At 69.5% G+C, this 14591-nt stretch carries 12 protein-coding genes; 8 read left to right on the forward strand and 4 right to left on the reverse strand.

The genetic code is table 11. The features are described 5' to 3' along the window. Nucleotides 1-42: 42 nt before the first annotated feature. The 5 genes from ACMGFH_RS14185 to ACMGFH_RS14205 all read left to right on the forward strand — a co-directional run bounded on the left by ACMGFH_RS14185 (nt 43) and on the right by ACMGFH_RS14205 (nt 5076). A complete protein-coding gene (locus ACMGFH_RS14185) occupies nt 43-1131 on the forward strand; it encodes a mannonate dehydratase (protein WP_415379097.1) in 1089 nt (362 codons plus the stop codon). 114 nt (nt 1132-1245) lie between these two features. Continuing rightward, complete coding sequence (locus ACMGFH_RS14190) at nt 1246-2394, forward strand: DUF373 family protein (RefSeq protein ID WP_415379098.1); 1149 nt, start codon at nt 1246-1248, stop codon at nt 2392-2394. Between the two features lie 601 nt (nt 2395-2995). Beyond that, nucleotides 2996-3730: a diphthine--ammonia ligase gene (locus ACMGFH_RS14195; RefSeq protein WP_415379099.1), complete on the forward strand. Its 735-nt coding sequence runs from the start codon at nt 2996-2998 to the stop codon at nt 3728-3730. Nucleotides 3731-3868: 138 nt separating this feature from the next. Next, the gene (locus tag ACMGFH_RS14200; RefSeq protein WP_415379100.1) at nt 3869-4135 is read left to right on the forward strand and encodes a hypothetical protein; all 267 of its coding nucleotides are present in this window, start codon (nt 3869-3871) and stop codon (nt 4133-4135) included. Between the two features lie 299 nt (nt 4136-4434). After that, nucleotides 4435-5076: a ThuA domain-containing protein gene (locus ACMGFH_RS14205; protein ID WP_415379101.1), complete on the forward strand. Its 642-nt coding sequence runs from the start codon at nt 4435-4437 to the stop codon at nt 5074-5076. 76 nt (nt 5077-5152) lie between these two features. Here the strand turns inward: ACMGFH_RS14205 and ACMGFH_RS14210 are convergent, their stop codons facing one another. Together ACMGFH_RS14210 and ACMGFH_RS14215 are read right to left on the reverse strand one after the other, a co-directional pair. Continuing rightward, complete coding sequence (locus ACMGFH_RS14210) at nt 5153-6115, reverse strand: hypothetical protein (RefSeq protein WP_415379102.1); 963 nt, start codon at nt 6113-6115, stop codon at nt 5153-5155. Between the two features lie 96 nt (nt 6116-6211). Further along, nucleotides 6212-7654, reverse strand: a complete 1443-nt coding sequence (locus tag ACMGFH_RS14215; protein ID WP_415383257.1) for an MATE family efflux transporter — start codon at nt 7652-7654, stop codon at nt 6212-6214. 200 nt (nt 7655-7854) lie between these two features. On the opposite strand from ACMGFH_RS14215, the gene ACMGFH_RS14220 reads away from it, so the two are divergent. Beyond that, nucleotides 7855-8832 carry an AEC family transporter gene (locus ACMGFH_RS14220; protein WP_415379103.1) on the forward strand — a complete coding sequence of 326 codons (978 nt, stop codon included), beginning with the start codon at nt 7855-7857 and terminating at the stop codon, nt 8830-8832. Nucleotides 8833-8845: 13 nt separating this feature from the next. On the opposite strand, the gene ACMGFH_RS14225 is transcribed toward ACMGFH_RS14220, so the two are convergent. Beyond that, on the reverse strand, nt 8846-10078 hold the full coding sequence (locus ACMGFH_RS14225) for an MBL fold metallo-hydrolase (protein ID WP_415379104.1): 1233 nt from the start codon (nt 10076-10078) through the stop codon (nt 8846-8848). A 145-nt stretch (nt 10079-10223) separates the two neighbouring features. Here ACMGFH_RS14225 and ACMGFH_RS14230 point away from each other — a divergent pair, with 145 nt between their 5' ends. Then, entirely contained in the window at nt 10224-12116 is a 1893-nt protein-coding gene (locus tag ACMGFH_RS14230; RefSeq protein ID WP_415379105.1) for a histidine kinase N-terminal 7TM domain-containing protein, read from the forward strand. Nucleotides 12117-12161: 45 nt separating this feature from the next. Here ACMGFH_RS14230 and ACMGFH_RS14235 read toward each other — a convergent pair whose 3' ends face one another. Continuing rightward, complete coding sequence (locus ACMGFH_RS14235) at nt 12162-14111, reverse strand: ABC transporter ATP-binding protein (protein ID WP_415379106.1); 1950 nt, start codon at nt 14109-14111, stop codon at nt 12162-12164. 123 nt (nt 14112-14234) lie between these two features. On the opposite strand from ACMGFH_RS14235, the gene ACMGFH_RS14240 reads away from it, so the two are divergent. Next, entirely contained in the window at nt 14235-14585 is a 351-nt protein-coding gene (locus ACMGFH_RS14240; protein WP_415379107.1) for a hypothetical protein, read from the forward strand. Nucleotides 14586-14591: the final 6 nt, after the last annotated feature.

Raw genomic sequence — 14591 nt, forward strand, 5'->3', positions numbered from 1 at the left:
CGCGGCCGGTGGGTATTTTGCCGGCCCCGTCCACGTCCGGCTATGAGCGAGACCCGCGTGCGAGACGACGGTCGCGCCGACCGAGACGGCGACGTCGCGGGCGTCCGCGTCGGCGTCCGCAGTCGGAATCTCTCGGACGGGCGACTCCGGTATCTCCGCCAGCTGGGCGCGACCGACGTGTTCGTCGACCACGCCGACACCGACGAGGAGCCCGACGAGTTCAACGACCGCGAGGCGACCCACACCGTGGCCGTCGGCCCCGACTCGATCCCGAGCGTCGAGGAACTCGTCGCCGCCCGCGAACAGGTCGAGTCCCACGGGCTCCGACTGGCCGGCATCCAGTCGCTGCCCTACTCGCTGTACGGCGATATCATGTTCGATCGCGAGGGCAAGGAGGACGCCCTCGACCAGATCGAACGGCTGGTCCGCAACCTCGGCGAGGCCGATATCCCCATCCTCGGCTACCAGTGGAATCCCAGAGGTGTGGTCCCGATGCGGACCGACCCGGTCGAGATCCGCGGCGGCGCCGTCGGCACCGCGTTCGACCTGTCGGAGATCGACGACCCCCACGAACTGGCCCCGGGCCTCGACCGCGAGTACACCGAGGCCGAGTTCTGGGACAACTACGAAGTCTTCCTCGAGCGGATCCTCCCCGTCGCCGAGGAGGCGGGCGTCGACCTCGCGCTCCATCCGGTCGACCCACCGAGCCTCGAATCGCTCGGGGGGATCCCGCGGCTGTTCCGCGACGTCGAGAACTTCGAGAAGGCGATGGAACTCGTCCCGAGCGACAACCACGGCCTGAAACTCTGCCTGGGCTGCTTCTCCCAGATGGGCGAGGACGTGACGGAGGTCCTGCGCACGTTCGGCGAGCGCGACCAGATCGTCTTCGTTCACTTCCGGGACGTCGTGGGGACGGTGCCCCAGTTCCACGAGACGTTCGTCGACGAGGGGAACTTCGACACGGTCGACGCGGTGCGCACGCTCCACGAGGTCGGCTTCGACGGCGTGGTCGTCCCCGACCACGTCCCCGAGATGGAGGGCGACACGGACTGGCGCCACCGCGCCCGCGGGTTCACCGTCGGCTACCTCCGCGGCGTCGTCGACACCGTCCGCGACGAGCGCGGTGTGTAGGCCCGACTGAGCGCAGCGACCGGCCCTGTCGGCCCCGTCGAACCGACCCGCTTTCGGCGAATTTCGCGCGAACGGTCGCGAGGATTTTTATCCCGGCGTCGCTTCCGTCGAACTGTGACAACGCTGGTCGTCTGTATCGATCGCGCGGGCGACCTCGTGCAGGGAACGGATCCCCCGGTCGTCGGCCGGGACGCCGTCGAGTCCCTCGTCGTCGACGTCGGCGTCGAGGACCCGGAAGACAGTCAGGTCAACTGTCTGCTCGAAGCCCTCCGCGTCGCGCGCGATCTCGATACCGGCGGTGACGAGACGGTCGTGGCCGTGCTGGCCGGCACCGACGACACGATCAGTGCCGACAGGGCCATCGCCCGCCAGGTCGAGGGTCTCATCGACGACCACGACCCGGACTCGGCCGTCGTCGTCGTCGACAGCGCCGAGGACGAGCGCCTCGTCCCCATCGTCGAGTCCCGACTCACGGTCGACGCCGTCGACCGCGTCGTCGTCCGCCAGGCCCGCGACATCGAGTCGACCTACTACCTCCTCAAGCAGTTCCTCGCCGACGAGGAACTGCGCAAGACCGTCCTCGTCCCGCTCGGCGTCGCCCTCATCGCCTACCCGGTCCTGTGGTCGGTGACGAGCCCCGGCGTCGCCACCGGCGCCATCGTCGCCGTCGTCGGCCTCTTCCTCCTCTACAAGGGCCTCGGCGTCGACGCCTACCTCGCCGCCCTCCCCGGCCAGATCCAGGAAGCGCTGTACTCCGGCCAGGTCGCCCTCGTCACCTACGTCGTCGCCGCCGGCCTCTCGCTGGTCGGTATCTTCGCCGGCGCCATCGGCGTCTCGGCGACCGGCTCGGAGAGCCCGCTCATCCTCGCCAGCCGCTTCGCCTTCGACGCCATCCCGTGGCTGACCGGCGCCGCCCTCGCCGCCAGCACCGGTCGCCTGCTCGACGAACTCATCCGCCACGAGGGCGTCCGCAGCGCCTACCTCAACCTCCCCTTCGGCGCCGTCGCCGTCGGCCTCGTCGTCCGCGGGTTCTCCGCCTACTTCCTCGAACTCGCCGACGTGTTCGACCCGTTCCGCCTCGGTGCCATCGAGGTCGGGCCGCTCGCCTTCGAGGGCGCGAAACTGGAACCCCCGGGCGCTCGCCTCGCGCTGTTCATCCTCGGCGGCGTCCTCGTGAGCCTCGCCGGCGTCCGCTTCGCCGCCTACTTCAGCGGCACCACCGTCGAACAGGAGTTCGCCCACCAGCGCGAGAAGAGCGACTAGAAGATCCGATTTCGCCGGTCGAGGGAGTTTGCTGGCGTTCTTCAGGACCGGACGATCCAGTCGAACTGACGAGCGCTTGGCGCACACTCCGACCCGCTCACCTAGCAGTGGTTTCTGTGGGTTGTGTCGTGGAATGAAGCGGAGTTGGAGTGGCCGCAGGATACACTGAGAGTTGAAAGCCCTCGGCGCGCTCGCGGTCGCTGAGTCGGATATCCTCGCTGCGCTCGGATAGTGCCGACTCAGGCGACTAGATGAACGCGAGCACACCTCGCCCTTTCAGTCCACCAGGACCGCAACCGCACAACACCACGCCTCACACCTCCCCAACCGATTGCGGTGCTCACTCCGTTGCGCTCCTCATCCCTCGCACGACTTCGTCGCGAGACGAGACTCGCGACAGCGCGCGCCACCGCAATTGGTCACGCTGTGAGCTGTACTGAGCATCCGCGCCGAACGGAGTGAGGCGCGGTTCACCGGAACCGAGCGGAGCGAGGTTCCGGCCTTTTTCACCCATGTTTTTGGCTCGGGGGTCGCGCTGCGCGCGACCCCCGAGCGAAAAAGATGGAAGGGCGTAAATGAGCGAGCCCGCCTATCGAGGGGTATGACAGACGACGCCGGCGACGCGGGAAGCTGGGTTTCGCTCTTCTCGGGCGGGAAGGACTCCTCGTGGGCGCTGTACCGGGCGCTCGAACGGGGACTGCCCGTCGAGCGCCTCGTCACGGTCCACCCCGAGGGCGACTCGTACATGTATCACGTCCCCGCGACGCGACTGGCGAGCCTCGCCGCCGAGAGCATCGGGATCCCGCTCGTCGAGGTCGAACCCGAGGACTTCGCGGCGAGCGAGACGGTCGATTCGGGAGCGCAGGGAGACGCGGAACTCGAACCGCTCGAAGCGGCGCTGGAAGAACTCGCCGACGAACTCCCGGGCGGGCTCGCGGGCGTCACCGCCGGCGCGGTCGAGAGCGAGTACCAGACCTCGCGCATCGAGGCGATGGCCGACCGGCTCGACGCCGACGTGTTCGCGCCGCTCTGGCAACAGGAACCCCGCGAACTCGCCGACGCGATGCTCGATGCCGGCTTCGAGATCCGGATCATCCGCGTCGCCGCTGGCGGCCTCGACGAATCGTGGCTCGGCCGCCGTCTCGACGCCGACGCGCTGGACGAACTGGAGGACCTGAACGAGCGATACGGCGTCCACATCCTCGGCGAAGGCGGCGAGTTCGAGACGCTGGTGACCGACGGCCCACACATGGACCGGGAGATCCGACTGGACTACGAAACCGAGTGGGACGGGACGAGGGGGACGCTGCGGATCGAAGACGCCTGGCTAGAGTGAGCGGTCGTCGTTAGGGGAGCATTCGGCGCCGCGGGCGCCGATTCGACGGACGCGAGCGAACGGAGTGAGCGAGGACGCCCCCTCGCAAAACGGTGGGAACCGAATAATTTCAAGGGATTCGCCGTCGATCGGTTCGGTGTGAACCGGGATCGGCTGGAACGGGAACTCGAACGCTTCGAGGGCGACGCCGACGCGCGCCGCGTGGTCGCCAGGCAAGCGCGCGATCTGGCGGACTCCGGCTTCGTGGAGGAGGACCTGGGGTTCGAACTCGACGTGGACACGGTGCTCGACAACCTCGCCGACGCGCCCGCGGACCACAGCCTCGTCGAGCGGTGGAACTGGTGGGTCGGCTCCCTAGAACTCTCTCACGGCGGCTACGAACAGTTTCAGGTCAGAGTCTACTGATGCGCCGGCCCAGCCCGAACCGGCGCGCCGACTCAGAATACGCTCAGTCCGTGCGTTTCCCGCGCGTGCTCGAGAAGGTCGTCTGTGGTTTCGAACTGTTTCCCACAGCTGCACGTGTGATATGTCGGAGTCGGGTCCGACGTGGACTGGCGTGTTGCCATACGAATACCTTGGGCACCTACCTTAATAATTGTTTATCCGGTATGTGTTGACGAGGCATACGCCCAGTGTGAACGGTCGACAGGTGCCGCTTCCGGGACCGGTGGAGCTATCCGGCCGACCGGCGAATCGATCGCTCGATGACACGCGTTCTCGTACTCGGGGAGAACACCTTCCCGTTCCACGCCATCGACGACAAGCGCCCGCAGTTCGAGGCCGCCCTCGACGGCTACGACCTGACGGTGACCGACGACCGCGACGCGCTCACCGGCGAGTACGACGTGCTCGTCGACTACCTGACCGACTCGACGCTCACCGACGAGCAGCTCGACGCCCTGCTGGAGCACGTCGAAGACGGCGGCGGCTACGTCGGCGTCCACTGCGCCTCGGACCTCACGTCGGTCGCTCCCGACGACCCCGACGAAGTGATCGATCACGTGGACGAGCCGTTTCCGGAATTCCGCGAGCTGATCGGTGGGCACTTCCTCACCCACCCGGAGGACTCCGAGTTCGGCGTCGACGTCGTCGCCGACCACGCTATCACCGAGGGCGTCGACGATTTCACCGTCTTCGACGAGCCCTACCAGGTCGAGTGGGACGACGACGTCCAGGTCCTCGCGCGGATGGACCACCCCGACCTCGACGACTACCCGGTCGTCTGGACCAACCAGTCGGAGGGCCGCGTCGCCTACATCTCGCTGGGCCACACCGACGAGGCGCTGGAACACGAGTCGTTCGTCGCGCTGCTGCGCAACGCCGTCGACTGGGCCGACGAGAACTGACCGCGGAGCGAACGGCTCGCGGCGCGAATCGTCGAAAGCGCGGACTAACCGCGACGACCCCCGTCTTCGGCGGCACTCAGTCCGCCGGGTTGACGTACAGCCCGTAGCGGTAGTACTCGCCGTCGAGCGCCAGACGCAGGCCGTTCTCGGCCTCGGGCGCGTCGTCGGCCGAGGCGTCGAGCAGGTCGCCGAGTCCGAGGTCGGCGAGCAGCGCTCGATAGCCCTCGGAGAGCGGCGTCGTCTCCTCGTACTGGTCGCGGTAGAGCATCAGCCGCTGGTCCTCCGAGAGGGCGGACGGGTCGATCCGGGCGTCGACCGTGTCGCCGTCGAGCGCGCGCTCGAACTGCGCTTCGGAGTCGGCGACCGGGATCGCGACGCCCGTGTACGCGGGCTCGGCCAGCTCGCGCCGCTCGACAGAGACCGCGAGGACGACGCCGCTGTACTGGACGTAGTCGTGGAGGGGTTCCGGCGCGAGGGCGCTATGGGGTCCCTCGTACCCCCGGCGGTAGACGTACCCGCCGTCCTCGACGAAGTCGCGGAGCGGTGGCCCTCCGATCTCGCGACGGTGCGCGGCGAGGTAGGCGATCTTCACGGCACGGCGGTCGATGCGGGTGAGCGACTGGTGGCGGGCCCGGTCTGGCGGGTCGTCGAGGTCGTCGAGCTTCCCCACCCACTCCAGGGTGAGGACCGGCCGCTCGATCCGTTTCAGGTCGGTCGTGACGACGGACAGCCGGTAGTAGGTGCCGTCGCGCTCGACGTACTCGCCGTCGGGAACCGGCTGGTAGCCGTAGGTCGTCGGGCGTTCGCCCGCGACCGCGGCGTCGACCGTCTCCGCGTAGTCGGCGGTCCACGGCCGCGGCTCCTCGGGGGGTTCCCAGAGCGCGAGTTCGGCGAGCGAGGCGTCGAGCCGGTCGGCGTTCAGCGTGTAGGTGAACTTCTGTTCGCCCGAGAGCGCGTCGACCCCGGCGCAGCCGGCGAGAGCGGCGCTCCCGGCGACGCCGGCGGCCGCAAGGAAGGCGCGACGAGTGGAGGAGGGCACGTCCTCCAGTCGGCGAGTCTCCGACAAGTGCCTTTGGGTCGGTAACGAGCGGATCTGCGACCGGACGGCCCCGACGTTCGAACCGAGTCGCTCCGCTCAGTCGCCCGGTGAGGCGTCGGGTCGGTAGTCTCGACTGACGACCTTCCAGGTGCCCGAGCGGTAGCGGTAGTAGGCGATGCACGCGGGGACGGCCATCTCGGCGAGGACGGCCGCGTACAGCGCGGTCTGGCCGATCTCCGGGACCGCGATACCCAGATACGCGACGGGGAGCGCGAACACGTACAGCCCCGTGAGCTGCGCGTACAGCGGCCACCGAGTGTCGCCGCTGGCGCGCAACGGCCCGGTGGACCCGCCGTAGACGCCGCTGAAGAGGACGCCGAAGCAGGCGACGCGGATGAAGGTGACCACCGTCGGGAGGATCTCGGGTTCGTCGACGAACACGCGGCCGATGGGTCGCGCGAAGACGAACACGCCGACGGCGATGAAGGCGTAGACGGCGACCGAGAAGCGGACGATGTCGTGCGCCCATGCGCCCGCGTCGTCCTCGTCGTCCTGCCCGAGGGCTTGTCCAACCAGGGACGACGATGCCATGCTGAACCCCCAGTTGGGCGTGTCCATCAGCCCGCGGACGCGCATCGCGACGACGTACGCCGCGACGACGTTCGGGCCGAACAGCCCGACGATGTACAGCTTCGGGAACTGCCCGCCGCTGCGGGCGAGGTTGGTCCCGATGAGGGGGGTCGCCATCTCCACCAGATCGCCCAACAGCGACCGGTCGACGTGGGGGCCGGTGAGAGGCACCTGCACCGGGAACTCGCCGACGTACGGGAGGCCGCCCCGTGCGAGACCGACGGCGAACGCGACCGTCACGAGCACGTTCGAGAGCGCCGTTCCGATGGCCGCGCCGGCGACGCCCCAGCCGAGGCCGAAGATGAGCACCGCGTTGAGGACGATGTTGACGACGGCGCCGCCGCCGCGGAGGATCATCGGCGTCCACGCGTCGTCGGCGCCGACGAGCGTGCGGCTCCCGATGAGGTTCAGCGCCGCGAACGGGACGCCCAGCGCGACGACCCGGAGGTAGTCGGCGCCGAAGCCGACCGCGTCGTCGCCGGACCCGATGAGTCCGATCAGCGGCTCGGCGAAGAGGCCGTAGACGGCGACCAGCGGCACCGTGATCGCGGCCGCGAGGAGGGCGCTGACCTTCACCGAGAGGGCGAGTTCCTCGTAGGCCTCGGCGCCGAACCGCTGGGAGACGAGGCCGATGGTCCCGCCGGCGACGCCGCCCCCTAGCGCGAACGCGAGGCCCCAGAAGGGACTGGCGTAACCGACGCCGGCGATGGCCGGCGGCCCGAGCGCGATGCCGACCATCGCCACGTCGGCCGTCGAGCGGGACATCCGCGCGAGGCCGGTGATGATGCGCGGCCACGAGAGGTCGGTCGCCCGTTCGACGCGCTCGCGGTCGATGATGCCGAAGTGCGCGACGAGCGACCCCACCGCGAGGAGGAGCGCTCGAACGGGGTTATACCGGGACCAGGACACCACGCCCCGGGTTTCGTCCGGACGGTGAAAACGGTTTAGACTCCGGTCGGACGCTCCGGTTGGGGTGTGTCGGCCCGTCACAGACGGGTCGCGCCGACCGGCAGTTCGCGCGGCGACTGGCGGCGGCTCGCGAACGCGGCGGCCCGTCGGCCCGAGTCGTCAGGACTTTCCGAGGCGATCGCGTCCCCGTAGCCGATACCGTGCAGGCACTCGACGCGATCGGCTCGCTGCCGTCGATATTTCTCTCCTCCGTCGCGCCGCCGCTCTCGATCGCGGTCGTCGGCTACCTGCTCGGCCGCGTCCGCGAAGTCGACACAGACGGACTGAGCGCCGCCGCCATCTACGTGCTCCTGCCGGCGCTGGTGTTCGAGACGCTCGTCACGCTCACCGCCGACCTCGAAACGGTCACCGCCGCCGTCGCCGCGATGGTCGGGTTCACGTTCGCGATGGGCGTGCTCGCGCTCGGCGTGGGCCGGCTCCGTGGGCGGGGCGGTCCCGTCGCCTACGGCGCCGCGATGGCCGCCGCCGTCCCGAACGCCGGGAACTTCGGCATCCCCGTCGCCTCGTTCGCCTTCGGCGCCGTCGGCCGCTCGACCGCGGTGCTGTTCGTCCTCGTCCAGAACGTCCTCCTGCACACCCTCGGGATCTACCTCCTCTCCACCGGCGGTGACGGGGAGGCGTACGTCGACGGACTCAGACGCGTCATCAGGCAACCGGTCGTCTGGGCGCTGGTCGCCGCCGGCCTGGCGACCGGTCTCGGCATCGTCCCGCCCGCGGACGGGACCGCGATGGGAACCCTCCGACTGGTCGGCAACGCATCGATCCCCGTCTTCCTCCTGATCCTCGGGCTGCAGGTCGAGTCGATGGATCTCGCGGCGACGGTGCGGGAGACGCTGCCCACGGTCGGGCTGAAACTGTTCGTCGCGCCGGTCGTCGCGCTCGCCGTCGCCCTGCTGGTGAACGTCGGCGACCCGACGGTGACCGCCGCCTTCGTCGTCCTCGCGGCCGGTCCCGCCGCGGTGACGCCGCTCGTCCTCTCCATCGAGTTCGCGGACGACGACGACGCGGCGGTCTCGACCGCCGACTACGTCGGTACCGTCGTGTTTCTCACGATCCTCGGTTGCCTCCCGATCGTCACCGGGCTGATCCTGCTCGCCGAGCTCGGCGTCCTCGGGTGAGCGACGCGGGCGATCAGACCTCGACCTCGTCCCCGACCGCTGGGGCCGACGCCTCGAACCCGTCTCCGTCGAGTTCCGCGGCGAACGCCTCGCAGCGGTCGCCGTGGTTGACGAGGATCTCGGCGTCGTGGTAGGCGTCGAGGAAGTCGAGGATGCCGTCGCGGTCGGCGTGGGCCGAGAAGTCGTACTGCTCGACCTGTGCGCTGATCGGCATCCGCCGGCCGTCGATCTCGGCGCTCCCCGTCTCCAGGAGGTCGCGACCGGGCGTCCCCTCGACCTGATAGCCGGTCATCGCCACCTTGTTGGTCGGACTGTGGCGGATAGCCGGGATGTAGGTCATCGCCGGCCCGCCCGAGAGCATCCCGCTCGTCGTGACGACGACGGTGTTCTGGTCGGCGATGCGCTTGCGCTGGCCGTCGCGGCCGTCGACGAACCGAGCCGCCGACGTCGCCCGCCGGAGCGCGTCGGCGTCACGGACGAACTCCGGGTGGCGCCCGAGCATCCGCGTGACTCGCTTGCCCATCCCGTCGACGTAGCAGTCGACGTCGTGGGCCTCGCAGACGAGCAGCATCTCCTGGGTGCGACCGATGGCGAACGCCGGGACGACGACGGTGCCGCCCTGCCAGACCGTGGTGCGGACGCTCTCGGCGAAGCGGTCCTCGATGGCCGCGCGGCTCTCGTGTTCGACGTCCGAGTAGGTCGACTCGCAGAGCACCACGTCGGCGTCGGGTCGGGCGGTGGTTCCCGAGACGAGCCGTTGATCGGCGGTGTGGAAGTCGGAAGTGTAGAGCAGCCGGGTGTCGCCGTCGTCGACGAGGACGTGCGCGCTCCCGGGGATGTGCCCGGCGTTGTAGAACGTGATCTCGTGGCCGGCCGCCTCGAACGACTCGCGGTAGCCGTGGGTCTCGGAGACCTGGGTGACTCTGCGGACCTCGGTCTCGGTGAACGGGCAGCCGTAGGTCCCGCCGTGCAGTTTGAGCGTGTCGCGGGCGAGCGTCAGCGCGAGTTCGCGCGTCGGCGGCGTCCAGTGGATCGGCGGTCGACGGTCGCCCGAGCACAGCGAGGGGACGGCGCCGACGTGGTCGAGGTGGCCGTGGCTCACCACGACGGCCTCGGGCTCGACGCGCTCGATCGGGAACCGGGGCGGGTTGCCGGTCAGCATCCCGTAGTCGAGGAGGAGCCGGTCGTTGACGAGGACGGCGCTGCGACCGACCTCGCGCGCCCCGCCCAGGAACCGGACGTTCATCGCCCGTGTCTCGCGGCTCCGGCCGCTTGGGTCCGTCGGTCCGTCACCGATCGCCTCGGTTCGGCGGCCGTCGCGGCGGCCGGCGCTCGCACGGATCCGTGTCGGCGGGAACGTTTTTACCATGGACAACTGTTTATGGGATATCGTGGTTTCTGAGAGCGTCTACCTCTGGCTCGTCGCCGTCTCGACGGTCGTCGCCGCGGCGGTCGCGGTCTGGCTGTGGGACGACGACGACGACGGAAACGCCCCGGGGCGGCTGTTCGCCTGGGTCGCGGCGCTGTACGCGCTGACGGGAGTGTTCGTGCTGGGAGAACTGCTAGCCACGTCGCGCGAGCTATCGGTCGCTCTCTTCGGCGCCCACAGCGCGACGGCGACGCTCGTCCCGCTCGCGTGGTTCCTGTTCGCCCTCGCGTACACGGGGAACCTCCGGCGACTGTCGCGGGCCGCGTTCGCCGCGGTCGGCGGCGTCTACGTCGTCTACGCCGCCCTGCAGGTCACCAACCCGTACCACCGCCTCGTCTGGAGCGGCTACGAGGTCACCGCCGCGCCGTTCCCCCACGTCACGGCCGAACCGGCCACGGTCGCGTTCGTGTTCTTCCTGCCGCAGACGCTCGTCTACTACGGCGTTCTCGGGCTGCTCGGCGCGTACCTCCTCTTCGGCTCGGGCGTCCGGCGCACCCAGACGGCCGCGCTGTTCGTCGGCTACCTCTCGTCGTTCGTCGTTCTCAACACCTGGTTCTTCGGCGTCCTCCCGGGCCCGCTGGACGGGGCGCTGGTCGTCGGGTCGACCTGGTCGCTCGCGCTGGCCTCGTGGGCGGTCTTCCGCCACCAGCTGTTCGACCTCGCGCCGCTGGCCCGCGAGACGGTCCTGGAGATCCTCGACGACGCCGTCGTCGTCGTCGACAGCGACCGGCGCCTGCTCGACTACAACCGGAGCGCCGCCGAGAGCTTCCCGGCGCTCGTCGGCCACGAGGGCGCGCCCATCGACGCGGTGATCCCGAGACTCGTCGCGACCGAGGGCGACCGGCGCGGTGACGGCGGAAGCGTGGCAGACGGGGGTACCGACGATGCTGGCGCGACCGACGGAGCGGGCACGACCAGTCAGGTCACGGGCGGCGCCGGCGACCGGGTGGGGCCCGGACCGTTCGCGTCGTCTTTCACCTGGTTCGACGCCGAGAGCGTCCGCGAGTTCGACGTCACCGCATCCCCGCTGACGATCCGGGGCGCCGTCGAGGGGCACACCCTCGTCCTCCGGGACGTGACCGAGCGCCGCCAGCACGTCCGCGACCTCGAACAGCAGACCACGCAACTGGAGCAGTTCGCGAGCACGCTCTCCCACGATCTCCGGAACCCGCTCAACGTCGCCCACGGGCGGGTCCAGATCGCGAGAGAGGCGGACGACGACGAGCACCTGACGAAGGCGAGCGAGGCGCTCGAACGGATGGACCAGATCATCCAGGACACGCTCACGCTGGCACGCGAGGGGGAGACGATCGAGGAGCGCGAGCGGGTCGACCTCGCCGTCGTCGCCCGCGACGCCTGGGAGACGACCGAGACGGGCGACGCCACCCTGGAGATCGATCCCGGAGTCGAGACGCGGGTCTATGCCGACGCGACGCGCCTCCAGTCGGTCTTCGAGAACCTCTACCGGAACGCGGTAGAGCACGGCGGCCCGTCGGTGACCGTCACCGTCGGCCGGACGGCGGACGGCTTCTTCGTCGCCGACGACGGCCCCGGCGTCCTGCCCGACGAGCGCGACCGGGTGTTCGAGTACGCATACAGCACTGCCGAGGACGGCACCGGCCTCGGCCTCGCCATCGTCGATGCCATCGCCCGCGCACACGGCTGGGACGTCGCGATGATCGACGGCGATCCGGGTCGTCGCACGGCGGACGGCGGCTCGAAGCGCGGCGAACCCGAGGAGCGGGAGCGAGTCGGCGCGACGGTCGTCTTCTCCGGCGTCGACCTGGTCGAGGGCGTCGCCGAAGCGGAGCGAGAGCGCAGTGACGACCGCGAAAGCGGTCGCGTCGACCTCTGAGACCGCGCACCGCCGCGGCGGCGGCCGCCGGCGCTGGACGGTCGATCAGTCGTCCAGTCCGGCCCGCTCGCGCTCGGCGGTGCGCTCGACGAACTCCTCGGGCAGGGCGTCGACCTCGCCGACCTGGACGCTCCAGAGGTTCGCGTAGAGCCCGTCGTTCGCCAGCAGTTCCTCGTGGGTGCCCTGCTCGACGACGCGGCCGTCGTCCATGACGAGGATCGCGTCGGCATCGCGGATCGTCGAGAGCCGGTGAGCGATGGCGAAGGTGGTCCGCTCGGCGGTCAACGCCTCCAGCGAGCGCTGGATCAGCACCTCGGTCTCGTTGTCGACGTGGCTGGTCGCCTCGTCGAGGACGAGGATCTCCGGGTCTTCGAGGATGGCGCGAGCGATGGCGATGCGCTGGCGCTGTCCCCCTGAAAGCTTCACGCCGCGCTCGCCGACCGTCGTCTCGATGCCCTCGGGCAGGTCGGCGACGAACTCCATCGCGCCGGCAAGCCGCAGGGCCTCCCGGATCTCGTCGTCGCTCGCTTCGAGCCCGTAGGCGACGTTCTCCTCGACGGTCCCGTGGAACAGGTACGGCTCCTGGCTGACGTAGCCGACGTGGCCGCGCAGGCTCGACAGCGACAGGTCACGCACGTCCGTCCCGTCGACGCGGATGACTCCCTCCTGAGGGTCGTACAGACGCATCAGGAGCTTGAGCAGCGTCGTCTTACCCGCGCCCGTCGGGCCGACGAGGCCCACGAAGTCCCCGGGCTCGGCGGTGAAGCTCACGTCCTCGATGGAGTCCTCGTCGGCCTCCGGGTAGCAGAAGCCGACGTCCTCGTACTCGACGAGGCCCTCGACGCCGTCGAGGTCGTGGGCGTCGTCGGACTCGCGGATGCGCTGGGGATCGTCCATCAGGCCGACGACGCGCTCGGCGGCGGCGAAGGCGTAGCGGTAGTTGTTGACGACGTTGCCGAACTGGCGCATCGGCCAGAGGAACCGCCGGGAGTACAGCAGCATCGGTGTGAGCGTCCCGAGCGTCATCCCGCCGGCGAAGCCGACGGTCGTCCCGCCGACGGCGACCTGTGGCGGGCCGAACAGGAGCCAGTAGCCGCCGACGAGGAAGGTGAACATGTAGCCGAAGCCGGTGATCACCCTGAGCGACGGGAAGAACTTGATCCGCGTCGTGATGGCGTCCCAGTTGGCGTCGAGGTAGTCCTCCGACGCTGACTCGACGCGGTCGCGCTCGAAGGACTCCCGGCCGTAGGACTTGACGACCTCGATGCCGCCGATGTTGTTCTCCAGGCGCGAATTGAGCGCGCCGACCGAACTCCGGACGCGGCCGTACTTCGGGCCGATCCGCTGGACGAAGACGTAACTCGCGACGGCGAGGACGGGGATCGACAGGAGGGCGACGGCGGCCAGTTGCGCGTTGAGCCAGACCATCACTGCGCCGGTCCCGAGGACGAGCACGCCGATACGGATGCCCGCGTTGAGGTCGTTCGTGAGGAAGCTCTCCAGCTGGTTCACGTCGTTGTTGAGGATGGACATGATCTCGCCGGTCTGCTTCGAGTCGAAAAAGCGCATGTCCAGGCGCTGGACCACGTCGTAGGTGTCGACGCGGACCTCGTGCTGGAGGCGCTGGGCGAAGCGGTTCCACGCCCAGGAGTTCACCCAGTTGAGGCCGGCGGTGAGGACGTACACCACGGCGACGACGCCGACCGCGAACCAGAACTGCGCCTCCTGACCGACGGGAACGACCCGCTGGGGGATCAGCGGGAGCGTGAACTGCTGGTCGCCGACGAACAGCGAGTCGATGGCGACCCCGAGAACGAGCGCCGGCACCAGTTCGAGGAAGCGCGCGACGACGCTGGCGACCGCGCCGAGCGCGAACTCCGCCTTGTACCCGCGCCCGTAGTCGCTGAATAGCCGCCACATCGGGCGCTCGGCCCCCTCTCGGAGGTCCTCGAACGCGTCCGCGTCGTCGTTGCCACCTGAGAAACCCCATGACATGGCGTCGCGTACCGACCGCCCACTTAAATAACTGACTCTCGTGTTAGTCCAGCTCGGGGGATGGGGGGGCGAGTAACGGAGCGGCCCCCAATCGTTATCAGGAACTAATGTAAACGCAACAGTATGTCGCTCCGCGAGGTCTCACGGTACGTCCTCCGGTACACGGTCGTCGCGGCCGGCGCGACCGTCGCCCTCCTGTTCGGCGTCGCGGCGTGGGCCGAGTTCCCGCTGCAGTTGCTCACGATGATACTCCTGGTTCCGGCGATGGCCGGATCGTTCCTCGTCCTGCGGGGAACGGATATGGAGATGGAGACGGCCGCGGCGGGCGTCGACGCGGGGTTCGTTCCCGACGATCCGAACAGCCTCCGGGCCGGTCTCGGGGCGCTCCCCGGGCAGTACGCGGTCGGCTTCTTCCTGGTCGGACTCGGCGTCGACGCCCTCCTCGCGGTCGGGGTCGTCTCGGTGCTGACCTGATTCGTG

The organism is Halosimplex rarum (genome assembly GCF_047715405.1).
Taxonomy (GTDB): Archaea; Halobacteriota; Halobacteria; order Halobacteriales; family Haloarculaceae; genus Halosimplex; species Halosimplex rarum.

Bases quoted from the DNA above. Each gene is read 5' to 3' on its own strand.
- ACMGFH_RS14240 (WP_415379107.1), top strand. From the start codon at position 14,235: ATGTCGCTCCGCGAGGTCTCACGGTACGTCCTCCGGTACACGGTCGTC.
- ACMGFH_RS14185 (WP_415379097.1), top strand. From the start codon at position 43: ATGAGCGAGACCCGCGTGCGAGACGACGGTCGCGCCGACCGAGACGGC.
- ACMGFH_RS14195 (WP_415379099.1), top strand. From the start codon at position 2,996: ATGACAGACGACGCCGGCGACGCGGGAAGCTGGGTTTCGCTCTTCTCG.
- ACMGFH_RS14235 (WP_415379106.1), bottom strand. From the start codon at position 14,111: ATGTCATGGGGTTTCTCAGGTGGCAACGACGACGCGGACGCGTTCGAG.
- ACMGFH_RS14205 (WP_415379101.1), top strand. From the start codon at position 4,435: ATGACACGCGTTCTCGTACTCGGGGAGAACACCTTCCCGTTCCACGCC.
- ACMGFH_RS14225 (WP_415379104.1), bottom strand. From the start codon at position 10,078: ATGAACGTCCGGTTCCTGGGCGGGGCGCGCGAGGTCGGTCGCAGCGCC.